This is a genomic window from Pseudogracilibacillus auburnensis (assembly GCF_003201975.1).
Classification (GTDB): Bacteria; Bacillota; Bacilli; order Bacillales; family Amphibacillaceae; genus Pseudogracilibacillus; species Pseudogracilibacillus auburnensis.
In genome coordinates, this window is the sequence record NZ_QJJQ01000001.1 from 425,353 (window position 1) to 448,566 (window position 23,214).

At 34.5% G+C, this 23,214-nt stretch carries 25 protein-coding genes and 1 pseudogene; 18 read left to right on the top strand and 8 right to left on the bottom strand.

The genetic code is table 11. From position 1 onward, the window contains the following. The first annotated feature begins 1 nt into the window (after position 1). Positions 2-1,642: a mercury(II) reductase gene (merA, locus tag DFR56_RS01975; RefSeq protein ID WP_110393735.1), complete on the top strand. Its 1,641-nt coding sequence runs from the start codon at positions 2-4 to the stop codon at positions 1,640-1,642. A gap of 80 nt (positions 1,643-1,722) precedes the next feature. Here the strand turns inward: merA and DFR56_RS01980 are convergent, their stop codons facing one another. After that, complete coding sequence (locus DFR56_RS01980) at positions 1,723-2,688, bottom strand: arsenic resistance protein (RefSeq protein ID WP_110393736.1); 966 nt, start codon at positions 2,686-2,688, stop codon at positions 1,723-1,725. 267 nt (positions 2,689-2,955) lie between these two features. Here DFR56_RS01980 and DFR56_RS01985 point away from each other — a divergent pair, with 267 nt between their 5' ends. The 5 genes from DFR56_RS01985 to DFR56_RS02005 all read left to right on the top strand — a co-directional run bounded on the left by DFR56_RS01985 (position 2,956) and on the right by DFR56_RS02005 (position 8,138). Continuing rightward, positions 2,956-3,300, top strand: coding sequence for an ArsR/SmtB family transcription factor (locus DFR56_RS01985; RefSeq protein WP_110393950.1), 345 nt, complete (start codon positions 2,956-2,958; stop codon positions 3,298-3,300). Between the two features lie 15 nt (positions 3,301-3,315). Next, positions 3,316-4,614, top strand: coding sequence for an arsenic transporter (locus DFR56_RS01990; protein WP_110393737.1), 1,299 nt, complete (start codon positions 3,316-3,318; stop codon positions 4,612-4,614). A 14-nt stretch (positions 4,615-4,628) separates the two neighbouring features. Then, a complete protein-coding gene (arsC, locus tag DFR56_RS01995) occupies positions 4,629-5,048 on the top strand; it encodes an arsenate reductase (thioredoxin) (RefSeq protein WP_110393738.1) in 420 nt (139 codons plus the stop codon). A 320-nt stretch (positions 5,049-5,368) separates the two neighbouring features. Continuing rightward, positions 5,369-5,734: an ArsR/SmtB family transcription factor gene (locus DFR56_RS02000; RefSeq protein ID WP_110393739.1), complete on the top strand. Its 366-nt coding sequence runs from the start codon at positions 5,369-5,371 to the stop codon at positions 5,732-5,734. Continuing rightward, complete coding sequence (locus DFR56_RS02005; protein ID WP_110393740.1) at positions 5,727-8,138, top strand: heavy metal translocating P-type ATPase; 2,412 nt, start codon at positions 5,727-5,729, stop codon at positions 8,136-8,138. The genes DFR56_RS02000 and DFR56_RS02005 overlap by 8 nt, the downstream gene beginning before the upstream one ends. A 535-nt stretch (positions 8,139-8,673) precedes the next feature. Here DFR56_RS02005 and DFR56_RS02010 read toward each other — a convergent pair. Then, positions 8,674-9,198 carry a hypothetical protein gene (locus tag DFR56_RS02010; RefSeq protein ID WP_110393741.1) on the bottom strand — a complete coding sequence of 175 codons (525 nt, stop codon included), beginning with the start codon at positions 9,196-9,198 and terminating at the stop codon, positions 8,674-8,676. A gap of 241 nt (positions 9,199-9,439) precedes the next feature. Between DFR56_RS02010 and DFR56_RS02015 the strand changes: the two genes are divergently transcribed. Then, positions 9,440-10,651: a D-alanyl-D-alanine carboxypeptidase family protein gene (locus DFR56_RS02015; protein ID WP_244916398.1), complete on the top strand. Its 1,212-nt coding sequence runs from the start codon at positions 9,440-9,442 to the stop codon at positions 10,649-10,651. Continuing rightward, positions 10,638-10,940 (top strand): hypothetical protein, encoded by a 303-nt coding sequence (locus DFR56_RS02020; RefSeq protein ID WP_110393742.1) that lies wholly within the window; start codon positions 10,638-10,640, stop codon positions 10,938-10,940. The genes DFR56_RS02015 and DFR56_RS02020 overlap by 14 nt, the downstream gene beginning before the upstream one ends. A gap of 182 nt (positions 10,941-11,122) precedes the next feature. Here DFR56_RS02020 and DFR56_RS02025 read toward each other — a convergent pair whose 3' ends face one another. Beyond that, entirely contained in the window at positions 11,123-11,659 is a 537-nt protein-coding gene (locus DFR56_RS02025; RefSeq protein WP_110393743.1) for a CueP family metal-binding protein, read from the bottom strand. A gap of 233 nt (positions 11,660-11,892) precedes the next feature. Between DFR56_RS02025 and copZ the strand changes: the two genes are divergently transcribed. Continuing rightward, entirely contained in the window at positions 11,893-12,102 is a 210-nt protein-coding gene (copZ, locus tag DFR56_RS02030) for a copper chaperone CopZ (protein WP_110393744.1), read from the top strand. Positions 12,103-12,137: 35 nt separating this feature from the next. Here copZ and DFR56_RS02035 read toward each other — a convergent pair whose 3' ends face one another. Then, positions 12,138-12,665, bottom strand: a complete 528-nt coding sequence (locus DFR56_RS02035) for a hypothetical protein (RefSeq protein ID WP_110393745.1) — start codon at positions 12,663-12,665, stop codon at positions 12,138-12,140. A gap of 185 nt (positions 12,666-12,850) precedes the next feature. Here DFR56_RS02035 and DFR56_RS22755 point away from each other — a divergent pair, with 185 nt between their 5' ends. The 9 genes from DFR56_RS22755 to DFR56_RS02075 all read left to right on the top strand — a co-directional run bounded on the left by DFR56_RS22755 (position 12,851) and on the right by DFR56_RS02075 (position 19,548). Further along, positions 12,851-13,021, top strand: a complete 171-nt coding sequence (locus tag DFR56_RS22755; protein ID WP_158525462.1) for a hypothetical protein — start codon at positions 12,851-12,853, stop codon at positions 13,019-13,021. Between the two features lie 71 nt (positions 13,022-13,092). Continuing rightward, positions 13,093-13,374: a glutaredoxin family protein gene (locus DFR56_RS02040; protein ID WP_110393746.1), complete on the top strand. Its 282-nt coding sequence runs from the start codon at positions 13,093-13,095 to the stop codon at positions 13,372-13,374. A 148-nt stretch (positions 13,375-13,522) separates the two neighbouring features. Next, positions 13,523-13,738, top strand: a complete 216-nt coding sequence (locus DFR56_RS02045) for a copper ion binding protein (protein ID WP_110393747.1) — start codon at positions 13,523-13,525, stop codon at positions 13,736-13,738. Between the two features lie 114 nt (positions 13,739-13,852). Next, on the top strand, positions 13,853-16,273 hold the full coding sequence (locus DFR56_RS02050; RefSeq protein WP_110393748.1) for a heavy metal translocating P-type ATPase: 2,421 nt from the start codon (positions 13,853-13,855) through the stop codon (positions 16,271-16,273). 102 nt (positions 16,274-16,375) lie between these two features. Next, entirely contained in the window at positions 16,376-16,678 is a 303-nt protein-coding gene (locus DFR56_RS02055) for a metal-sensing transcriptional repressor (RefSeq protein WP_110393749.1), read from the top strand. A 374-nt stretch (positions 16,679-17,052) separates the two neighbouring features. After that, entirely contained in the window at positions 17,053-17,481 is a 429-nt protein-coding gene (locus tag DFR56_RS02060; protein ID WP_110393750.1) for an RNA polymerase sigma factor, read from the top strand. After that, positions 17,474-17,728, top strand: a complete 255-nt coding sequence (locus DFR56_RS02065; protein WP_110393751.1) for a helix-turn-helix domain-containing protein — start codon at positions 17,474-17,476, stop codon at positions 17,726-17,728. The genes DFR56_RS02060 and DFR56_RS02065 overlap by 8 nt, the downstream gene beginning before the upstream one ends. 412 nt (positions 17,729-18,140) lie before the next feature. Continuing rightward, complete coding sequence (locus tag DFR56_RS02070; protein WP_077604216.1) at positions 18,141-18,347, top strand: DUF3173 domain-containing protein; 207 nt, start codon at positions 18,141-18,143, stop codon at positions 18,345-18,347. Continuing rightward, positions 18,340-19,548, top strand: coding sequence for a tyrosine-type recombinase/integrase (locus DFR56_RS02075; protein WP_110393752.1), 1,209 nt, complete (start codon positions 18,340-18,342; stop codon positions 19,546-19,548). The genes DFR56_RS02070 and DFR56_RS02075 overlap by 8 nt, the downstream gene beginning before the upstream one ends. Here the strand turns inward: DFR56_RS02075 and DFR56_RS02080 are convergent. The 4 genes and pseudogenes from DFR56_RS02080 to DFR56_RS02095 form a co-directional block, all read right to left on the bottom strand. After that, the gene (locus tag DFR56_RS02080; protein ID WP_244916399.1) at positions 19,507-21,330 is read right to left on the bottom strand and encodes an IS1182 family transposase; all 1,824 of its coding nucleotides are present in this window, start codon (positions 21,328-21,330) and stop codon (positions 19,507-19,509) included. The two genes, DFR56_RS02075 and DFR56_RS02080, sit on opposite strands and share 42 nt — an antisense overlap. A gap of 249 nt (positions 21,331-21,579) precedes the next feature. Then, positions 21,580-22,296 carry a MerR family transcriptional regulator gene (locus DFR56_RS02085; protein ID WP_110393753.1) on the bottom strand — a complete coding sequence of 239 codons (717 nt, stop codon included), beginning with the start codon at positions 22,294-22,296 and terminating at the stop codon, positions 21,580-21,582. A gap of 14 nt (positions 22,297-22,310) precedes the next feature. Next, positions 22,311-22,625 (bottom strand): annotated as a pseudogene (locus DFR56_RS02090) (Hsp33 family molecular chaperone HslO); the annotation flags it as partial. A 45-nt stretch (positions 22,626-22,670) separates the two neighbouring features. Then, a complete protein-coding gene (locus tag DFR56_RS02095) occupies positions 22,671-23,207 on the bottom strand; it encodes a hypothetical protein (protein WP_146214231.1) in 537 nt (178 codons plus the stop codon). Between the last annotated feature and the right edge of the window lie 7 nt (positions 23,208-23,214).

Consider the following 23,214-nt stretch of genomic DNA (forward strand, 5'->3'; position numbering starts at 1 on the left):
TATGAATAAATTTAAAGCAATCATTCAAGGAATGACTTGTACAGGCTGTGAAAAACACGTGGCATCAGCACTTGAAAATATAGGTGCTAAAAATGTTGAAGCTAGTTTTCGTCGTGGTGAAGCAGTATTTGAATTGCCAGACGATATCGGGATTGATAGTGTAAAAAATGTGATTGATGAAGCAAATTACCGTCCCAGAGAAATTGAAGAAGTATCACCAGAAGAAAATATGGTTTTAGATAATGAAGAAGATTATGACTTTCTTATTATTGGTTCTGGCAGTGCTGCCTTCTCTGCTGCAATTAAAGCTATTGAATACGATGCAAAAGTTGGAATGGTTGAGCGTGGAACAGTAGGAGGTACTTGTGTAAATATTGGCTGTGTTCCATCAAAGACTCTTCTTAGGGCGGGGGAAATCAATCATTTAGCAAAGGCAAATCCGTTCACAGGTTTACAAACATCTGCTGGGGAAGTCGATTTAGCCTCTTTGGTGAATCAAAAGGATGAATTAGTTAGCGAACTTCGAAGTCAAAAATATATAGATTTAATTGATGAATATGGTATTGATTTAATAAAGGGTGAAGCTAGGTTTGTTGATGAAAATACAGTTAAGGTAAATGGGGAGAAACTTTCTGCAAAACGCTTTTTAATTGCAACAGGTGCTTCGCCATCTATACCAATGATTTCAGGACTTAATGAAGTGGACTATCTAACAAGTACAACGCTACTCGAATTAAAAAAGGTGCCTAAACGATTAACTGTTATTGGTTCAGGCTATATCGGATTGGAACTTGGGCAACTGTTTCATAATTTAGGTTCAGAAGTCACGCTTATACAAAGAAGTGATCGCCTATTAAAAGAGTATGACCCAGAAATTTCAGAAGCCGTAGAAAGAGTTTTAATCGAACAGGGTATAAACCTTATTAAAGAGGTAACTTATGAACGTATAGAGCAAGTTGGAGAGATAAAAAAGGTTAATATAACGGTAGATGGTCAGAAAAAAGTCGTGGAATCAGAGCAACTACTTATTGCAACAGGAAGAAAGCCAAATACGGATTCTTTAAATTTAAGTGTAGCAGGTGTTAAAATTGGAAAACGAAATGAAATCCTGATAAATGATTATGCTAGAACAAGTAATGAGAAGATTTATGCAGCAGGAGATGGAACATTAGGGGCCCAATTTGTTTATGTAGCAGCCTATGAAGGTGGAATTGTTGCTGATAATGCGATTGGTGGGTTAAATAAAAAATTAGATTTATCCGTTGTTCCTGCTGTCACGTTTATAAATCCATCGGTTGCAACAGTTGGGTTAACTGAAGAACAAGCAAATGAAAAAGGCTATGAAGTAAAAACATCGGTATTATCTTTAGATGCGTTTCCAAGGGCATTAGTAAATCATGAAACGATTGGTGTATTTAAGATCGTTGCTGATGCTAAAACATTAAAAGTTCTTGGGGTTCATATTGTATCTGAAAATGCAGGTGATGTGATTTATGCAGCTTCGCTAGTAGTAAAACATGGTTTAACTGTGAACGATTTAAAAGATAGCCTTGCACCATATTTAACAATGGCTGAAGGGCTAAGGCTAGCTGCACTTACATTTGATAAAGATGTTTCAAAATTATCTTGTTGTGCAGGGTAAAGTTCTGATTTTATGGGGCAGGTTAGTAGTTGTTTCCGTTTCATCACAAACGAGTCATTTTGTGAAATAAAGAGTAAAGGCTATCCAAACTTAAAGACAGCCTTCTTTTTACTTGTGTAAAGTAGTATTTGCGAAACAATGGCGAGCACTGGTAATTCAATCAATGGTCCAATAACCAGAGCTAAAGCAATGAGAGGCTGATCTGGGAATGCTGTCACAGCTATAGCTAAAGAGACCGGTGAATTTCTAGCAATAATCGTCATATTTAAGCTAACCGAATCATCATAGGAAAACTTTAAAAATTTTCCAACCAAGCGTCCTATTATATAGTTAATAATAAAAAACAATAAAACTGGAATAATTAAAATGTAAATGACTTCCAGGTTTTCAAGTAAGTAAGAACCTTGAGAAGAAAACATTGCCATAATAGCTAATGATAAAAAGAATATCTGAGCATTGGCGAAAAAAGGGATAATCTTATTATTTAAAACGGATTTTTTTCTTAATAAGAATTGTGTAAGGCGAGCAAGTGCAAAAGGAATAACCAATACAATTAATATACTTTCCACAAGCGTTGATATAGGTATCGTTTCAATCGTTCCAGCAAATAGTAACAAATATACTGGCAAAAGTACGACTTGTAGAATTAAATTAATCGGTAAAACTGAGGTTGAGAGAGATACATTTCCTTTTGCTATGCCAGTAAATGCTAGATACCAATCTGTACAAGGTGTCACCATAAGCATAATAAAACCGATCCATAAAGCTGGATAATCAGCTAAGAAAATGGAACCTAAACCCCAAGCCATTACTGGTGTCCATATAAAATTAATGATTGTGTTTGCTCCAAGGAATTGAATATTTAAAAAAGCCCTTTTTAATTGTTGCAATGGAATTGTTAAAAACAACCCATATAGCATCAAAAATAGAAATGGAATAACTAAAGTCTTCGCATATTGTTCAATTATGTTTACTTGTCCCAATAAAAAACCTAAGCCGACAGCAAATAGTATAATAATGGTTTGTAGTTTATCTAATATCCCCATAAAAAATCTCTCTTCATTTAAAATGTCGTTGTGTACAATTAATTTTCCTACAAATTAGTATAATACAATTTAATAATTACTGCTTTTATTTCGATTTATTATTCCGCAATATAGAGACGTGGCTTATACTCTAGTTTAAACAGATAAAATTAAAGGTATTAGCAGTTGTTACAAAAATATCACATATTTACGTTCTTTTACATTGTATATATAAGCAAATAGTTATATACTTATTTCATAATAATCAAGAAGGGGGAATGAATGGTTATGCTAAAAACAACGATTGAAATGGATAAAGCTGTGAACATTTTAAAACTGCTTGGTGACAAGACGAGGCTGACAATGATGAAACTAATGGATGATCATGCTTGTTGTGTATGTGAATTCGTGGAAATATTTCAAATGAGTCAACCAGCAATTAGTCAACATTTACGTAAGCTAAAAGATTTAGGATTAGTTGAGGAAGAAAGAAAAGGGCAATGGATTTTTTACTCGGTCAATAAGAATAATGAGTATTATTCCTTTATTAAAGATATTCTCGATCAATTGCCAAGCCAAAACGATAAAATAAAGGAATTAGAAGAAAAAGGCACACGAATTTTTTGTTGTTAAATTGGAGGTATTATTTTGTCAACAACGCTTTTACTCGCAATATTAATTTTTGTAGCAACCCTAGTCTTCGTAATTTGGCAGCCAAAAGGTTTAAACATTGGCTGGTCTGCAATGGGCGGAGCAGTTATTGCTTTATTAGTGGGAGTCGTAGGGTTTAGTGATGTAATCGAAGTAACAGAAATTGTATGGAATGCAACCCTTGCCTTTGTTGCCATTATTCTTATCTCTTTAATATTAGATGAGATAGGATTATTTGAATGGGCTGCTTTACATATGGCCCGATTTGCAAAGGGCAATGGAATAAAAATGTTTGTCTATATCAGTATATTAGGTGCAATTGTTGCCGCCTTATTTGCGAATGATGGTGCAGCATTGATCCTAACACCAATCGTACTTGCAATGGTGCGTAATTTGAATTTCAAAGAAAAAATGATTTTTCCGTTTATCATGGCGAGTGGATTTATTGCTGATACAACTTCATTACCATTCATTGTAAGTAACCTTGTAAATATAGTGTCTGCAGACTTCTTTGGGATTGGATTTGTTGAATATGCTTTACGAATGGTTATACCGAATTTATTTTCACTAGTTGCAACCATTTCGGTGCTGCTAATTTACTTTAGAAAAAGTATTCCAAAATCATATGATGTTACTAAATTGAGTGAACCTAAAGATGCAATTAGGGATCATAGAATGTTTCGTTTATCATGGTATGTCCTTGGGTTATTAGTAATTGGATACTTTACTAGCGAATTTATTAATATACCTGTTTCTATTATTGCGGGAACCATCGCCATATTCTTCATCGCTATGAGTAGAAAAAGTAGTGCAGTGAATACAAAAAAAGCTATTAAGGGAGCACCTTGGGATATTGTGTTCTTTTCCATTGGAATGTATGTTGTAGTGTATGGATTAGGAAATGCTGGTCTCACATCTGCATTAGCAAGTGTGATTCAAGCTGTCTCCGATGAAGGCTTATTTGTTGCTACAGTTGGTATGGGGTTTATTGCTGCTTTTCTATCATCTATCATGAATAATATGCCAACGGTATTGATTGACGCTTTAGCAATTGCTGAAACAAATACTTCTGGTGTGTTAAGGGAAGCACTTGTTTATGCAAATATTGTCGGGGCAGATTTAGGTCCAAAGATCACACCAATAGGATCCTTAGCAACCTTAGTATGGCTCCATGTGTTATCTCAAAAAGGTATTAAGATTTCTTGGGGTACCTATTTCAAAACTGGTATTATTTTAACAATACCAATCCTGTTCATCACATTATTAGGTCTATATTTAACGTTGACTATATTCTAAAAAGGAGCATTTGTATGGATAAAAAAACAATTTACTTTTTATGTACTGGTAACTCTTGCAGAAGCCAAATGGCAGAAGGTTGGGCGAAGCAACTTCTTGGAGATGAATGGGAAGTTAGAAGTGCTGGAATTGAGGCACATGGCTTGAACCCGAATGCTGTCAAAGCAATGAATGAAGCAGGAATAGACATTTCTGATCAAAAATCAGAACTGATTGATAATGAGTATCTCAATCAAGCGACCTTAGCAGTAACTCTTTGCGGTGATGCAGTTGATCGTTGTCCAATGACACCGCCACATGTTAGAAGAGAACATTGGGGTTTTGATGATCCTGCGAAGGCACAGGGAACAGATGAAGAGAAATGGGCTGTTTTCCAACGTGTTCGTGACGAAATTGGTGAACGAATTAAACGATTCGCTGAGACAGGGGAATAACAAAAATCCCTCGGTATTTTTGTTATAGAGATATTCTTTGTATTAATAAATAAACCTATAAGAATCGAAATGTTAATGGTTGTTTTATTAATTCTTTATAAAAACTGATTGAATCTCAGGCTAGCTTGAGATTCATTTAAATAATAAATAAGATTAAAATTTCCAAAAAAGGTTAGTCCATTTCAATTGATTGAAACTAACCTTTTTTATTGTATTATTAACAAGTATCATTCAAACAAACATTTGACTATTTGTTTGTAATAGAATATATTATAAGTATAAATAATATCCAAATAACTGTTTGAATGAGGAGGGTAATTATGGCAAAAGATATTTGTGAAGTCACCTGTATTCATGAAGATAAAGTTAACAGAGCTAAAAGTGACCTTGCTAAACAAAACCCCACGGAAGTAGCAAAGGTTTTTAAGGCTCTGTCAGATGATACAAGAGTTAAAATTGCATATGTTTTGTCTATGGAGGGAGAATTATGTGTTTGTGATGTTGCGAATATTATAGAGTCTTCAACGGCTACAGCATCCCATCATTTAAGGTTATTGAAAAACTTAGGTATAGCAAAATATCGCAAAGAAGGGAAGTTGGTTTATTATTCATTAGATGATGGACATGTTGAACTGCTCATAGAAAAAGCCTTCGAACATCAGAGGGAGGTTATAAAAGTTGGATAATGCTGCAAAAACTTTAGCAGGAGATAAAAATGTATATCGTGTTGAAGGTATTTCCTGTGCAAGCTGTGCAGGGAAGTTCGAAAAAAATGTAAAACAATTACCAGGAGTACAGGATGCAAAGGTCAATTTTGGAGCCTCTAAAATTGATGTCTTCGGTAATGCAAGCCTTGAAGAGTTAGAAAAAGCTGGTGCTTTCGAGAATCTTAAAGTGGCACCAGAGAAAACTAGAAGAAGGGTCGAACCGGTGATAATTGAAGATAAAAATGTTTACCGTGTTAAGGGATTTTCCTGCGCAAACTGTGCAGGAAAATTTGAAAAAAATGTAAAACAATTACCGGGAATCCGGGATGCAAAAGTAAACTTTGGTGCTTCCAAAATTGATGTTTTTGGAAATACATCAGTGGAAGAACTTGAAAAAGCAGGTGCCTTCGAGAATCTTAAAGTGTTTCCTGAAAAATTGGAGAATCAATCGATACAAGAGGTCAAAGAAGCTAATAAGGGTCCTAAAGAAGAAAAAATACCATTTTATAAAAAACATAGTACGTTATTATTTGCTTCTTTACTCATTGCTTTTGGTTACCTTTCCCACTTTGTGAATGGAGAAGATAATCTTGTAACTTCAATGTTATTTGTAGGTTCGATTGTAATTGGTGGATATTCATTATTTAAAGTCGGTTTTCAAAACCTGATACGCTTCGATTTTGACATGAAAACCCTGATGACAGTGGCCGTTATTGGAGCTGCCATCATCGGTGAATGGGCAGAGGCGTCCATTGTTGTCATTCTCTTTGCAATCAGTGAAGCACTTGAACGGTTCTCTATGGATAGAGCAAGACAATCTATTCGCTCATTGATGGTTATCTCCCCAAAAGAAGCACTTGTAAGACGAAATGGTCAGGAAATAATGACTAATGTGGATGATATTGCTGTAGGAGATATTATGATTGTCAAACCAGGCCAAAAAATTGCCATGGATGGGATAATTGTGAATGGCTTATCGGCTGTCAATCAGGCAGCTATAACAGGAGAATCAGTTCCTGTTGCCAAAACGGTAGATGATGAAGTGTTTGCAGGTACGCTTAACGAAGAGGGTCTGTTAGAAGTAAAAATAACGAAATATGTAGAGGACACAACGATTGCCAAGATTATTCATCTTGTCGAGGAAGCGCAAGGGGAACGTGCTCCAGCCCAAGCGTTCGTAGACAAGTTTGCAAAATATTACACTCCTATCATTATGGTTATTGCAGCTTTAGTTGCAATCGTTCCACCTTTATTCTTTGGGGGAAGTTGGGATACATGGGTTTACCAAGGATTAGCAGTACTTGTAGTTGGATGTCCTTGTGCATTAGTTATTTCTACTCCAATCTCGATTGTTTCGGCAATCGGAAATGCCGCGAAAAAAGGTGTGTTGATCAAAGGCGGTGTTTATCTGGAGGAATTGGGCTCCGTTAAGGCAATCGCATTTGATAAGACCGGTACATTGACAAAAGGTGTACCAGTGGTCACAGATTTTAAGGTTGTAAATGATCAAGTGGAAGAAAAAGAGCTATTTTCCATCATTACAGCTTTAGAATATCGATCACAACATCCGCTTGCTTCAGCGATTATGAAGAAAGCAGAGCAAGATAATATTTCCTATTCGGATGTTAGAGTGGAAGATTTTACTTCTATTACGGGACGTGGTATTCAAGGGACTATAAATAGAACAATCTATTATATTGGCAGTCCAAGGCTTTTTAGAGAACTAAATGTTTCTGATTTTAGCCTTGAATTTGAAAATAAGGTGAAAGTCTTACAAAACCAAGGAAAAACTGCCATGATTATTGGAACGGAACAAACTATCCTAGCAGTGATTGCTGTAGCAGATGAAGTCCGTGAAACAAGTAAAGATGTGATACAAAAACTTCATCAGTTAGGAATCAAGAATACAATTATGCTAACAGGTGATAACAAAGGTACTGCAGATGCAATCGGTGCCCATGTAAGTGTATCTGATATTCAATCTGAATTGATGCCACAGGATAAATTAGTTTATATTAAAGAAATGAAAGCCGAGTATGGCAATGTAGCCATGATTGGCGATGGTGTGAATGATGCTCCGGCTTTAGCAGCATCCACTGTTGGGATTGCAATGGGTGGGGCTGGTACGGACACTGCCATTGAGACGGCTGATATTGCTTTAATGGGAGATGACTTAAGTAAGCTTCCATTTGCCGTAAGACTCAGCCGAAAAACTCTTAATATAATTAAAGCTAACATTACATTTGCTATTGGAATTAAATTAATTGCTTTATTATTGGTTATTCCAGGTTGGTTAACCCTTTGGATTGCGATTCTCTCCGATATGGGAGCCACTATTTTAGTAGCATTGAATAGTTTACGACTTATGAAAGTAAAAGAATAGTACACAAAGTCCCAAGAGTTAGAGTGTGACTCTAATTCTTGGGACTTTACCAATTAGCTACATGATAACTCTATTATTCATCATTATCTATTTCAACTGTTACGGACTTTTTGGGCATTGTGTCCAGGTCTCTTGCTGTTGTATAAGCATATATTGAAAAAAACTCTGTCATTCTTAAATGTTATTTCTGCTGATATGTTCCATCACTTATAAATACCATTTAGGCAAATCAAATATCCCTTTTTAAAACAGAAATTTGCAATAACCAGTATTGGAAGGAATTTACACTTATATCCATCTTATTGGTTATTTGCAGTTACTTTTTTAATCTTGCACGATAGGATAGTTTTAACATGAGTAATTGAACGGCTAATTGATTAAATAGATCCATAATTATCAGACCCCTATGTGCAATATAAATAACCCGTAAAATTAATAAGTTAAAATTTAGTCTACAAAAAATCCAGAAGTTGGCGGTAGCCCTACATGCAAAATATCAATTAAAACAGGTGCAAGATAGCGTCTAAAGTGACAATTATTGAATAAAAATTGAACCCAATTGTTCAAATATAACAAAGAGCATTCCAAAAAGAACAACTGTGATATACAGACTCCTATAAAAATTCACCGCTTTATTTACCTCTTGGTTAATCATCTTAACAAGAATTAACAATGTACCGAGGAATAAAAAAAACATTATTTTAACGATTGCATCTTGATATTCTGCTGTAATCATTTCACCAAGCATAGCTCCTATCATACCACCCATAAGCCCCGAAAGTAATCCGTCCAATGTTGCGACAAGACTTATGGGTAAACCCGCTAAAAACCCTACAAACATTCCTGCAAGCATTCCGAAAACAGTTGCAATAAAAAAGTTATCTGATATCAATATCCCTAATATAACTCCGACAGTTAAGCCAACACTCATACCTAGGGTCATAGCAATCATCATCCCTGTCATAGATGTTATTTTATTTCTGTAGTATATAGTTTTGTAAATGATGAAGATTGATAGAAGTACAATGCTTATAAACATTAAATATAATGTCGCACCCATTTTTATCACCCTTTCAGCCCGTCCATTATTTTACTATATGTATCTACAAACGAAAGATATGTTTAATATGAAGCTTTATAAAACGTAAATATTATTACAAACAGTTAACAATATTACGTGTTTATTACGTACAATGTAACTCCATAATTTCTGCACAAAAAAAGGTTAATATTAAAAAAGGTTTATAATTTTATTGGACAAGTACTCGAAAAGTAATACGTTAATTGAAATAGGTGACAACGTGAGAAAAGCTATATTGTTTTTCATTATTTTAGTAATCATAAATACCATATCTACCAATCATACTTTTGGACATCCTGATATTTCTCCCCCAACACTAAACAGTGGAGCAGCAATTGTTATAGAATCCAGAACTGGAAAAGTACTTTATGAACAAGATTCAAATACTCATATGTATCCTGCAAGTCTAACTAAGATTGCAACAGCTATCTATGCAATAGAAAAGGGTAACATCGAAGAAATAGTAACAGTTAGTAGAAAGGCAAGTAATACGGGAGGATCATCAGTTTATTTAGAAGAAGGAGAACAAGTATCTATAAAAAAGCTTATTCAAGGATTGTTAATTAATTCTGGTAACGATGCAGGAGTTGCAATCGCAGAACACTTGAGTGGAAGTATGGATCAGTTCTCTTTTGACATAAATGAGTATTTAAAAAACGTAGTTGGTGTGCAAAATACACACTTTGAAAATTCACACGGCCTTTTTGATCCCGATCATGTTACAACAGCAACTGATATGAGCAAAATAACGCAATATGCGATGAATAATCAGTTATTTAGGGAAATATTTGGAACTAAAGAATTAGAATGGGATGGACAATCATGGGATACCACTCTATTTACTCATCATAAGTTATTGAGAGAAAAACCTTATGAAGGAATAAACGGTGGGAAAACTGGATTTGTAAACGAATCAGGTTTTACTTTGGCTACAACGGCTGAAAGAGAAAACTTAAGTTTAATCGTGATTACTCTAAATAGTAACCTAAAATCCGAAGCATATAACGACACTATAAATCTGTTAGATTATGCATTTGATAATTTCCAAACATCTAGTATTCCAGAGGGAACCACATTCATGTTAGATGAACAAGAATATAAGACAAGTACAAAGTTATATTATACCCATTCTCAAGATGATCAAATTAAGCAAGAGATTAAAGATAACGGGACAGTAGAGATGATTAATCAAGATGATATAGTTATAACCGCGTTACCTTTAGAAAAAATTAAAAAGAAGTCTAATATAATAAATACACCCAAGGAGATTACTAGGGAAGAGAAAAAGAATGTAGAGACAAACAAACTATTTGAGAATCATTTTACTACAATAGCAATATTCGGTTTATTAATTATAGGTATAATATTTATTATTCAAACGAGGAAAACATTTTTTATAGTTAAGAAGGGGAAGATTGATGATACCAATTAGAAAAACAGTAAAAATGTCAAGTCGTATTTCATTTAGAATGCCTTCACCCTGGAGAGAAGAAATGAATTTTATACAAGGAAATATCGCTAAAATACGTATCAAAAATAACTCAATTTTAATAAATGCATGTAATCAATATACTACTGAAGTTTCAAGTACAATAGGTGAGGGGGGGCAGATTTACATCCCTACTGAAGTTCGTAATCATTTTCGGTTAAAAGGAATAGAATGTTTTAAGGTATTTATTGACGTGGTAAACAAATATGTTATTTTAAGACCATTTGAATAAATAAATCTTGATGCTTAAACTAAAAACTAAATTTCAATTAGAGTGACTAAAAATCTCAAGTTGGTAATCACTTAGAGCCTTTTGAATGATACCAAAATTGTACAAATAAAAAAGGTATAAATACCATCGATTGTGAGAAGGGGTCTTATACCTTTTTTATTGTTCAGTTTATACTTTTTGTTTTATGTTAATTGCATAGTGGTAATACAAGTGCCATCTTTTTCAAATGTAGAAATTTCTGATTCCACTCGTTTTCCTTCGTGAGAAATATTTACATTATATGTCTTATCTCGTGGAAGCCATAAGTCAATAAATCCATTCGATTCTGAGTTCATCGTTTCATCAAGTACTACATTACCATCCATGTCTTCAATGTAAAGATCAAAATCCTGATTAACCAATTCTCCTTGACATCCAGTTAAACTATGATTTTCGCAGGGGTGAGTTTCATTGATGAAAGGTGCGATAGAAACAAAAAATTCCTCTTCAGGTAAGTCATAGACTAACTCCTTGTCGTCGCTGTCAGTTACAATAAGTTGTTTTGATGTAATTGAAGCTGATTGATTTTTTATTTTTCCTACACTATAATTATATACTAATTCCTTAATATCTGTCGGTTCATTATCTTTGGATTCTAATTCTTCATTGGCGCTTTTTCCGTTACAAGCAGCTAATAAAACTAACATCAATAAGATGATTGCAATGAATTTTTTTCTCATTAAATTTCACTCCATTTTAAATTAATTCTATATCATTATACTACTTCTATCGCTTTTACATATGCTTTTCCTAGAAAAGACACAATATATTCATTTTTAAAAGTAGATTTATAACAGCATGAAAATTCTATTATGTGTAAAACTAAATAGAAACTTTATAAGCTTTTACACTTGAAATACTGTACAGGGGTATAGTAAAATGGAGTTGAGTTTAAAAATAGGAGGTTATATACATGGAGCAAATTATATTACAAGTACAAGGGATGTCCTGTGGAAGTTGTGTAAATTCAATTGAAGGAAGTGTAGGCAACTTAAACGGGATAAAATCTGTTAAGGTAAATTTAAATGATGGTACTGTAGATGTCGAGTATGATCCAAATACAGTTAGTCTGGAAGAAATAAAAAATGAAATTGAAGATCAAGGATATAATGTAGCTGCGTAACCATTCGTAGGAACATTATTCATAAATAATCATGCCTACATCGGCATGATTATTTTTAAAATATACCTTCTCTTTGTAGATAGCTTCAAAATATAACGAAAGTAGGAGAAGTATATGATTAAATGAATGGCGTTTGGATCTTCACATCTGTCTTTTGTATCAGTCTCATTATTCATTTTTTTTGTAAAATCCGTATCAGCTACTAGCTCGTTTTCACCTAAATCTTTCTTTGGCTCACCAATCGTTAAATCTATAGGTTTTACTGAATAATTCAAACCTTTTGGATTAATATCAACAAAAACTTTGTAAGTGTCATGAGGTAGCTTTATTTTTTGTGCATACTTTCCATTACCTCTATCCTCTGGGTGCAGGTGATGGTATGCACTTAAATCGGAACTGATAACAACGAGGTGCATCATTTTCTCATGAGAAACTTCTAATTCAGGGACGTTACCATCCTTATCCTTTAACTCGATTAGAAGCTCTCCGTCCTTATAAGTTACATTAGGGCTTACCTCACTCATTTCATGTGATCCATGGCTTCCATGATGCTGATGATCCATACTTATTTCCTCCAATTCCTTTGTAGCAAGATTTTGTTCTTTATCTTTTGTAGTAAAGACATTGTACCCTGCAATGGGTACACGGTAGAATTGATTACTGAAGAAATAGAGGTAAATAAAGAAGTCACGTTTAATTTTACATAAAAAATGGTAAACCGGAGCCTTATTTAGGTGCTTTAGGTCATGTGGTTATAACAGACGAATCGGGAGAAAAGTTTATTCACGTTCACCCACATGCTGAAGATGAAACAATCTTTGTTACGCAATTTGACGAACCAGGATTATATAAAATGTGGGCAGAGTTTAAATTTGGTGATCAAGTTAATGCCTATCCTTTTGTTATAAAAGTTAATTAATCAAAAAAAGAGGGAGCCGTGTAATGTTGTGAGTACATGGCTTCTATTCTAAATAGAAAGTAGTGTGAAATATGCAGAAAGTACAATTAGGACTTTATACTCATCCAACTTGCTCGGATTGCCAAGCAGGAAAATCATTTCTTGCAAAACACGATATACCATATATCGATTATGATTTATCTGTCCATCCCGAAATGGAAAAAGACTTGCGTAAATTAACTGGTACTCGAATGGTTCCTACGTTTGTTTTTAAAGAAAAGTCTTTATTAGGCTGGTTGAGTAAACCAAAAGTGATGATTGGTTATGAAAATAATTTGGATGAAATTAAAAATATTTTAAAGATAGATACCTAAGTTTTGAAGGTAGAATTCGATCTTATTCGGTTTTTGAAACGAATAGATCCGATTTATATTTTAATTAAGAAATAAAATTTTACTCTTGACATACTATGGGGGGGTATTGTAAGATATAAATAGTAAACGATCAGGAGGTCATTGAAAAATGAAAGAGACATTAAAAGTAGAAGGAATGACATGTAGTTGTTGTGTAGGTAAAGTTGAGAAGGGCATCAATCAATTGGACGGTGTTTCTTCTGTAGAGGTAGACGTGGATAATAAAGAAGTTCAGGTAGCATTTAATGATGATACAGTAACGATGGAACAAATTAAAGGGAAGATTGAAGAACAAGGATATCAAATCGTCTCGAATGAAAAATAAGCATTTGCCGATAGCATTCGGGGGATGAAAATCGGTTGATAGGAGATTATACTTTTAGGTATGATCTTTCTTTTCAAAAATAATATACCCCTACCACGTATTGGAGGAAAAGATATGGCAACAGAAGAAAGTACATTACAAATTAGTGGAATGACATGTACTGCTTGTGCAGCAAGTATTGAAAAAGGTATTTCTAAAATAGATGGTGTGGAAAAGGCTAATGTAAACTTTGCATTAGAACGTACAACAGTTGTGTATGACCCAAATAAAACAAATGTAGAAGAATTTAAGGAAAAAGTTAAGGATCTCGGTTACGAAGTTATACACCAAAAAGCAGAATTTGATATTTCCGGTATGACTTGTGCAGTATGTGCAACAAAAATTGAAAAAAGAATTAGCAAGATGGAAGGGGTATCCAATGCAAATGTCAACTTTGCTTTGGAAACAATTTCGGTAGCATATGATGAGAAACAAGTGCAAACTCCCGATATGGTTTCTGCAGTAAAGAAACTAGGATATGAGCTGATTCCGAAGCAGAGTAGCGAGGAGAAAATGGATCATCAAGAGGCAGAAATTAAAAAGCAATATAGAAAGTTCATTTTTTCTGCTATTTTAACTTTACCATTACTGTGGACGATGGTAGCGCATTTTAGTTTTTTATCGTTCATTTATTTACCGGATATTTTCATGAATCCTTGGTTCCAATTAGTACTTGCAACACCTGTTCAATTTATTGTAGGAGCGCAATTTTATAAAGGTGCTTATACGTCACTGAAAAATAAAAGTGCGAATATGGATGTTTTAGTAGCGCTCGGTACAAGTGCCGCCTATTTTTATAGTTTATATTTATCCTTTGAGTGGATGAACGCAGGAAGTGTCGGTGAAGCAGAACTTTATTTTGAAGCTGCTGCAGTGATTATTACATTAATTGTCTTAGGAAAATTATTTGAAGTACGAGCCAAAGGGAAAACGAGCCAAGCGATTCAAAAGCTGCTTGATTTACAAGCGAAGACAGCTCGTGTTGTAAGAGATGGTGTTGAACAGGAGATACCGATTGAAGAAGTGATTGTCGGCGATACGATTATTGTTCGCCCTGGGGAAAAAGTGCCTGTTGATGGGGAAATTATCGAAGGACAATCAGCAGTTGACGAATCTATGTTAACAGGAGAAAGTATCCCGATTGACAAGGTTCCTGGTGATTTAGTCATTGGTGCGACAATAAATAAAAATGGTTCTTTACAATTAAAAGCAACGAATGTTGGTAAAGATACAGCACTTGCACAAATTGTAAAAGTCGTAGAAGATGCGCAAGGTTCCAAAGCAGATATTCAACGCTTAGCCGATAAAATTTCCGGTGTATTCGTTCCAATTGTTGTCGTTGTTGCGATTGCTACTTTCTTGATTTGGTATTTTGTTGTCACACCAGGAGATTTTCGCTCAAGTTTAATCCCAATGATTTCGATTCTTGTCATTGCTTGTCCTTGTGCGCTTGGATTAGCGACACCAACATCGATTATGGCAGGTTCTGGACGAGCGGCAGAAATGGGCTTGCTTTATAAAGGCGGAGAGCACCTAGAGACGACGCAATCCATTGATACCGTTGTGCTAGATAAAACAGGTACAGTAACAAAAGGAGAACCAACATTAACAGACCTTGTTGTTACAGATGGATTTCAAGAAAAAGATGTACTACAATTAGTAGGAACTGCCGAAAATCAATCGGAACATCCATTAGCACAAGCAATTGTTCGAGGTGTGGAAGAAAAAAACATCGCATTACTTGAAGCAGAAAGTTTTGAAGCATTACCTGGTTATGGTATTCGCGCCGTAATTGAAGGGAAGGAACTTTTCGCTGGAACAAGAAAATTAATGCGAGAACAAGAAATTTCAATTTTAGATGAAACAGAAAAAATGATGGAGAAATTAGAGCAAGATGGAAAAACAGCGATGCTCATTGCGATTGCTGGACAGATTGCAGGAGTCATTGCAGTAGCAGATACAGTAAAAGAAACATCCAAAGAAGCAATTGCCAGAATGCATAAGCTCGGACTTGAAGTGATTATGTTAACCGGTGATAACGAGCGAACAGCAGATGCGATTGCGAAACAAGTCGACATTGACCAAGTTATTGCTGAAGTATTACCAGATCAAAAAAGTGATGAAATTAAAAAATTACAAGCTCAAGGGAAAAAAGTTGCCATGGTTGGAGATGGAATTAATGATGCTCCAGCATTAGCAATGGCAGATGTCGGAATGGCTGTAGGAACAGGAACAGACATTGCAATTGAAGCAGCCGATATCACACTCATGCGTGGAGATTTAAATAGTGTTGCTGATGCAGTCATCATGAGTCAAAAGACAATGCGTAACATTAAACAGAATCTATTTTTCGCGTTTATTTATAACACGATTGGCATTCCGATTGCGGCAATTGGTTTACTTGCTCCATGGGTTGCGGGTGCGGCAATGGCATTTAGTTCTGTATCGGTTGTGTTAAACGCCTTACGCTTACAACGTGTTGATTTGAAAAAGTAAATTCTAGGTCATATCGTTAAAAAAGCACAAGTTAAAATATTTATATACGGAGAGAGTCATATGATAGAAAGACTCTCTCCCATTAAGAAAGGGGTTAAAAAAATGGAAAAGTTTCTTCATGAAAATCCGATTGTGCCAAGAACAGATGAAGAAAAACAAGCTGTGATCAATCGATTGAAACGAATTGAAGGGCAAGTTCGTGGAATTCAACGTATGGTTGAAGAAGATCGTTACTGTGTAGATATTTTAGTACAAATTAGTGCCATCAATGCGGCCTTAAAAAAAGTTGGTCATACGGTTACAGAACGTCATATGAAGCATTGTATTAGCCATGCGATTAATGATGGTGAAGGTGATTTGGCAATTGAAGAATTGTTAGAAGTCATGAAACATTTTTCCAAATGAAATGCGTTACCTAGCTTTAGAAGTGATTTCAAAACCATCTCATCTTATCTAGCACTGTTGTAAAACGAAAGTTCAAATCTGGTTGTGAAAGTTTAGATGAGGAGATACTTTTTGTTAGTTATCACGGTATTATAGGATACTGATTTACTTATTTTAGATGCTTTAGTTTTATTAAGTAGATTCCCCCTCTATTTCGAAATAAAATATTTAAATTATTATGCCCAACTGGTTTGATATTCAGTTGGGCTTTCTTATATTATATTTTCTTTCAATAAAATTACCGTTAATTTTGGCATTTTATAAAAAAACTTGTTGAAGGTTATGAAAGGGGAAATCATCACCCACCTTTGCAGTTGCGAAGGGAGAGGAAATGCATGATAGAACCAGATCGCACTGAGTGGCAAGTTCGCTGTGCATTTAATGCCTTTTGTAAACGAGTATTAAAGAATGAAGCAATCAATATTTACAACGAAAGGAGACAACGACAAGCAAAGGAGATGACGTTTTCTGATCTCACCCCACAAGAAGAAAATCAACTCTATTCCTTAGATAAACAATATGATGGAGAAGAAATACAAGGTTTTCAAGTGGCTGGAAAGAAAATTACTCCGAAATTGCTTGCTGAAGCAATGCGTACCTTGCCAAAAGAAAAGTGTATCACTGTCCTACTATACTATTTCTTTCAACTGTCTGATGTGGAAATTGCTCAACTACTCGATATTCCACGCAGTACAGTTCAGTATAGACGGACAAGTTCTTTTGAACGGTTAAAGCGATTTTTGGAGGAACATGCAGATGAATAGGAGGAATAACTCTATTACTGAAAACAACGAAAGTGGTTTATTGCCGTACCCAATTATTTTAGCTGCAAATAAGGGTGAAGCCGAAGCAATGAAAGTAGTTGTTCTGCATTATGGGAGCTATATGACAAGTCTGTCCATGCGTAAGCTGCGTGATGAACAAGGAAGTACCTACTGGGGCATTGATGAAGATACACGCGAACGCTTACGAGCGAAGCTTATGCAATCTATTTTAGCTTTCAAGATTTGATGAAATAATGGTTAGGTTTTCCCTTTCATTAATCATATATTTGTTCTTTGACAAAGAAAGCACGGAAGATAACTCCGTGCAGTATACACAAAAAAATCAGATACGTTTTACTGATGATGAGCTATTTTGATTCATACGCCATGAACTTCGTTAGAAACGAGCGAAAATCTATGAATTTAATGCAATCGTGGTGGATTGCTGGCGATAACCCATCAGTATGGATAATGATACTCCCCTATCGTCATGGTTCGAGCGTTCAAAGCGTCGCAAGCTATGAGTAGGGCTGGAAGAAATACTTGCAGGGGTGAAATTCCCGTGGAGCTGTACCAACAGCCGTCTGATTTTTTAATAGTATTAAATTATCGTTGTTTCTAGTATGTATTCTTCTGTTACTGAAAAGGAGGTATATATAATGAAAGAACTGATTACAAAAGATGATTTAATTCAACTTGGGTATCCTAAATATACTTCGATACGAATTATTAGACAAGCCAAACAAATCATGGTACAAAAAGGGTATCCATTTTATAATAATAAACGCTTAGGGCGTGTACCAAAAATGACAGTCGAATCAATTCTAGGTTGTGAACTAGAATTGGAGGAAGACAGTCATGGCTAAAACCAAATATGTAGGGGTTTATATTGATAACAATGGCCAATATTTTTATGAAACGGAGTTAGGAACGGATCGCATTACTGGAAAAAGACTTCGAAAAAAAGGACGTACGAACCAACAAGGAAGAAAGTTTACTTCTGCTTTGCAAGCTTATAAAGAACTGGTACGAGTGAAAAATGAATACCATCAAGTAAATGGTTATGGAAATTACCATATGACTTATGGTCAGTTCATGAATACCGTGTATATTCCCGCATATGAAACGGAAGTAGAAGAAAGTACCTTTTATGTTCGTAAACGAACGTTAGAAAGTATGAGAGACCGTTTTGCAAATATTGAGCTTCGTTCTATAGCGGTAGAAGATGTCCAACGTTATCGAACCTGGTTACTTTCTGATAAAGGAGCTGGGTATTCCCAAGCATATGCAAGTTTGGTATTTGGTATGTTTCGAAAAAGTCTGGATATGGCAGTTGATATGCAATATCTAGAAGTAAATGTATCTAAAAAAGTAAAAGCTATTCCTAAAGGAAAAGCGGTTGTTCCTTATTGGACAAAAACGGAATTTGAGAAGGTAATTTCTACGATTTGTCTGGATGATTTTTATGAACACTTATGTTTTGTGATGTTGTGGACGTATTTCATGACAGGAATACGAGTTAGTGAGGGAACAGCCTTATGGTGGGATGATGTCGATTTTAAAAACAAACGACTTCGTGTCCATCATTCCTTGTATTTACGAAATAAAAGTAATTGGAAGCGAAAAGATTATACGAAAACAGAGGATGGAAAACGAATCATTTCTTTGGATGAAGATACGATACAAGTGTTGCAAGCATGGAAACAACGACAATCAAAAATAGGGATTGACGATTTTGTTTTTAGTTATGATGGAACACCGATGATTAAATCGACACTTGCTAGAATTATTCAACGCTATGCAAAGCTCGCAAATGTTCATCGTATTCAAGCTAAAGGGCTTCGACATTCACATGCATCTTATCTCATTAATGAATTTAACGTATCTGTTTTGATTTTATCAAAGCGGATGGGACATTCCAGCCCCGAAATTACGTTAAAGCATTATTCACATATGTGGTCAGGTGTAGATGAACTCATTGCGGAAGAGATGACAGGTAACATTAATATACGAACTGCGGAAAAATCAGGTATAGCATTTAATGGTAACCAAGCAGTAAAAAAATAAGTTCCGCCAGAATCCCCGCCAAAATAAGTTGAAGGTATGATAAACGTTGATGTAACAATGTTTTGACGTCACCTGCACACTTGGAGTGGGAGTAGTAGAAGGAGGAGGCTGGGACATAACTAGCCTCAAACAAATAAAAACGGTTGTGTTTATCACTAAAAGATAAACACAACCGTTTTTTCTCATGTCTTTATGTGAAAATGTCCCATTTTCATTGTTAATGGCGGAGTACTTTCTCATATTTACCGCCATTAACGCAAATCCTAATTCATTATGTACCTTAGGTTTTCCCCGTACAGACATACGAGTGAAGCCCAAATTAGCTTTCAAAAATCCAAAAACTGGCTCAACGTCTATTTTACGTTTCCCATAGATTTCACCTGTTTTTTCGTTTGAAAGCTTCTCTCTCACATATTCTTTTTGGAATTCCCATTTTTCATTGTAAAATAACTTTCTGTTTTTACCTTCTGCAGCCTTTGTGCATAAGGAACGTAATGGACAATCAGAACAGTCTTCGCTCTTATAAACTTTAAATGTCCTTTTAAAGCCATATTTATCTGTACGATTGGATTCATATAAATAGTTTAATCTTCGATTATTTGGACAGATAAATGAATCTGTTGCTTCATCATATTCCCAGTTCGCAGTTTTAAATGGGTTATTTTTAAACTTCTTTTTCTTCTCTTTCCGATATTGATTGTATGTAATAAGTGGTGTGCGATTACGTTTATTCAAGATATCATCATAGTTTTGTTCACTGCCATAACCTGCATCAGCAACAATGTAATTTGGTAAGTCAAAATAATCCTTTTCAATCGTATTTAAAAACGGAATCAATGTGCGTGTATCTGTCGGATTAGGAAAGATTTCATACGCTAGCGCATATTGCCCTTCCGTCGCAATTTGTAAGTTATATCCAGCTTTCAATTGGCCGTTTCTCATATAATCATCTTTCATCCGCATAAACGTTGCGTCATGATCTGTTTTGGAGTAACTATTTCTATTCTTAAAGATTTCCATATCGCGCTGATATTTTTGTTTCCTGATAAGAAAATCACCAAATTGTTTCCGATACTTCTTAGGATCTTTGCGCTCTGAGCGCAATTGTTTACGTTCACTTACCACATCAGACTTGTCAATCATTTTCGTATACGTGTCAATTGTGTTGTCTAGCTTTTTGACAATAGACTCTAATTCTTTCACCGAAAGTTCTTCTTTATTTTCACGTTCAATCGCCGGAATAATTTCTTTCTCCAATAACTCGTCATACATTATATTAGATTTCTCAATGAGGTTTGAACTGTATCTTTCAACCGATTTACGCCAAACAAATGTAAATTTGTTCGCATTCGCTTCGATTTTTGTGCCATCTATAAAAATAGCTTCTGCATCGATTTCCTTTTCTTGAACTAGTTTAGAGCGGAATTGAACAAAACATTGACGTAATAATTCCGCAACTAGAGGATTCGTGCGAAAGCGATTAATGGTACGATAACTCGGCTCATAGCCTCGAGCTAACCACATCATACGAATACTGTCTTTTAATAATGCCTCTATTTTCCGTCCGGAAAATACGGACTGTGTATATGCACATAAAATAATTTTCATCATCATACGAGGATGATAAGCAGGACACCCTGTTTCGCGTGCAAAATCTTCAAAAGACTTTTCTGGAATACTTTCAATCAAATCATTAATAGCGAAAGCAATATCATTTTTATCTAATTTAACTTCTAGATCTAAAGGCAAAATTACCTGATTCATGGTATAATGTTTAAACATAAGGACACCTCCGATAGTTATTGTGTAGTTACTTTAATTTTATCAAATGGTGTCCTTTTTGTTTACTAAAAGTTTAAATGTTTTAATAAAATAAAAGAAGTGTGGTATCCGCCAAATTACAGTGGCGGATACCACACTTCTTTTTTACATTTACTGGGGATTTGTCCCAGTCTCCTTTACTCTATTTTTATTTCATTGTTATTGATTTATTTGTTTCTAAGTCCTTAAATATAATTATTTAATTTCATATTAGATTTTTTGATTATTATCATATTCATTGATCATTCCGACTAAATATTTATAGTTTTCTTCTGTAATACCAAAAGTATTTGTAGGATTTTCTTGATAATATTCTTCTGCAAATTTTATCATATCATCTGATACTTGATTTGCCTCAAGAATGTTTTCCTTCCAATATTTCATACATTTAATTGTTTTTTTATCCTTCGAAGATAATCTATTCTCCAAGCAAAAATTCAAGTCTTTTATAAATTCATTCCAACCTTTTATATTGAAGGTGAAATTTTTATCTTGATTCGGTATTAAGTTTTCAATCTGTAACTTTGAAATGCTAGTATCATTTGTTATTTGTGAAAAAAACGGAAGAATATAAGGGGTTATATCCTGTTTTTCGCCAACTTGCTCTTCAAGACTGGACAATCGCATTAACCGTAATTGTAAATCTGTAATTGCAGCCTCAATCCTACGTTTTTCTTCTTTAATAAAAAGTCGGATATCAAAGTCATTATTATTTACATACTGATTTATGTTATTTAGGCTCATTCCCATATTCTTAAGTGAAATGATGACGAACATTTTTGAAAAAGAATTTGAATCATAAAATCGATGACCATACTCATTGGTATATGCTGGACTAAGTAGGTTTATTTCATCATAGTATTGTAATGTTCGTACACTTACACCAGTCAATTCTGAAAGCTCTTTAATTTTTATATATTGTTCCATAACTTAAACACACTCTATTCTATCTTGTTTTCTGCTATTATATTTGCTATATGACTATATATATTTGCGGCATTATTCCAATTTACTTGTTCTAACTCCTTTGATAAATATACCAATTCATCATCACTTTTAGAAATTAATTTTTTATCAGCAAAAGGTAAAGGTTGCATCAAAACTCCTCTTGAATGATTGTCACCTGCCATTATAAAATGACTTGGAAGCTGGTCACTCTGTACTGTAAAATGAGACAATATCATATCGATACTATCCATATGCGCCTCAACGGTTCCTGTGTGTAATCCTGTTTTCCAATCTCCTGTTGTAATTGATAATACAGATTTATTGTCAAAAAAATCAGTTACACTTCCATCGAATTAATTAAGTTTATCTTTATACTCCATCCTGAAATTTGAATCGTTGATTTGACAAAAGATAGATATTCCTTGAGAAAGTTGGAAGTAAAAACTTATTTTTGTATTAAAGTCATTTATAGCAGATAATAGTGTACAATTTGTAATAATTTGCTCTAAAAACTTGCGTATACACTTGGCCCCTGTAAAATTATTTAATTCCTTTTCTAAAATTTTATGTGTATCAGCAATAACCATCCTAAAGTCTTGATTTACGGAAAGCATTTTTATAATATTATTCATTTCTATCACCTCTAAGATCAACTCTACTATATCACGTAACGTGATACACAAGTATTGTTTTTTTCGTATACTTAGTAAGCCACGCTCGTCATTCTGCTCTGTACGATAGGCTTTCTCACGCATTTCCTTGTTGCGAGGGTGGGTGATAGATTCACCTTTAAGATACAAAAGATTGAGAGATTTTTTAAAGAAAAAAGAAAGCCCAACTGAATATAAGACAGTTGGGTGAAAGTTAATAAGTATTGACTTTAATATCAATGTTTTA

Excerpts from the sequence above, each read along its gene's own strand:
- merA (WP_110393735.1), top strand. The coding sequence starts at position 2 with ATGAATAAATTTAAAGCAATCATTCAAGGAATGACTTGTACAGGCTGT.
- DFR56_RS01980 (WP_110393736.1), bottom strand. The coding sequence starts at position 2,688 with ATGGGGATATTAGATAAACTACAAACCATTATTATACTATTTGCTGTC.
- DFR56_RS01985 (WP_110393950.1), top strand. The coding sequence starts at position 2,956 with ATGCTAAAAACAACGATTGAAATGGATAAAGCTGTGAACATTTTAAAA.
- arsC (WP_110393738.1), top strand. The coding sequence starts at position 4,629 with ATGGATAAAAAAACAATTTACTTTTTATGTACTGGTAACTCTTGCAGA.
- DFR56_RS02000 (WP_110393739.1), top strand. The coding sequence starts at position 5,369 with ATGGCAAAAGATATTTGTGAAGTCACCTGTATTCATGAAGATAAAGTT.
- DFR56_RS02010 (WP_110393741.1), bottom strand. The coding sequence starts at position 9,198 with ATGGGTGCGACATTATATTTAATGTTTATAAGCATTGTACTTCTATCA.
- DFR56_RS02020 (WP_110393742.1), top strand. The coding sequence starts at position 10,638 with ATGATACCAATTAGAAAAACAGTAAAAATGTCAAGTCGTATTTCATTT.
- DFR56_RS02025 (WP_110393743.1), bottom strand. The coding sequence starts at position 11,659 with ATGAGAAAAAAATTCATTGCAATCATCTTATTGATGTTAGTTTTATTA.
- copZ (WP_110393744.1), top strand. The coding sequence starts at position 11,893 with ATGGAGCAAATTATATTACAAGTACAAGGGATGTCCTGTGGAAGTTGT.
- DFR56_RS02035 (WP_110393745.1), bottom strand. The coding sequence starts at position 12,665 with ATGGATCATCAGCATCATGGAAGCCATGGATCACATGAAATGAGTGAG.
- DFR56_RS02040 (WP_110393746.1), top strand. The coding sequence starts at position 13,093 with ATGCAGAAAGTACAATTAGGACTTTATACTCATCCAACTTGCTCGGAT.
- DFR56_RS02045 (WP_110393747.1), top strand. The coding sequence starts at position 13,523 with ATGAAAGAGACATTAAAAGTAGAAGGAATGACATGTAGTTGTTGTGTA.
- DFR56_RS02050 (WP_110393748.1), top strand. The coding sequence starts at position 13,853 with ATGGCAACAGAAGAAAGTACATTACAAATTAGTGGAATGACATGTACT.
- DFR56_RS02055 (WP_110393749.1), top strand. The coding sequence starts at position 16,376 with ATGGAAAAGTTTCTTCATGAAAATCCGATTGTGCCAAGAACAGATGAA.
- DFR56_RS02060 (WP_110393750.1), top strand. The coding sequence starts at position 17,053 with ATGATAGAACCAGATCGCACTGAGTGGCAAGTTCGCTGTGCATTTAAT.
- DFR56_RS02065 (WP_110393751.1), top strand. The coding sequence starts at position 17,474 with ATGAATAGGAGGAATAACTCTATTACTGAAAACAACGAAAGTGGTTTA.
- DFR56_RS02070 (WP_077604216.1), top strand. The coding sequence starts at position 18,141 with ATGAAAGAACTGATTACAAAAGATGATTTAATTCAACTTGGGTATCCT.
- DFR56_RS02075 (WP_110393752.1), top strand. The coding sequence starts at position 18,340 with ATGGCTAAAACCAAATATGTAGGGGTTTATATTGATAACAATGGCCAA.
- DFR56_RS02080 (WP_244916399.1), bottom strand. The coding sequence starts at position 21,330 with ATGTTTAAACATTATACCATGAATCAGGTAATTTTGCCTTTAGATCTA.
- DFR56_RS02085 (WP_110393753.1), bottom strand. The coding sequence starts at position 22,296 with ATGGAACAATATATAAAAATTAAAGAGCTTTCAGAATTGACTGGTGTA.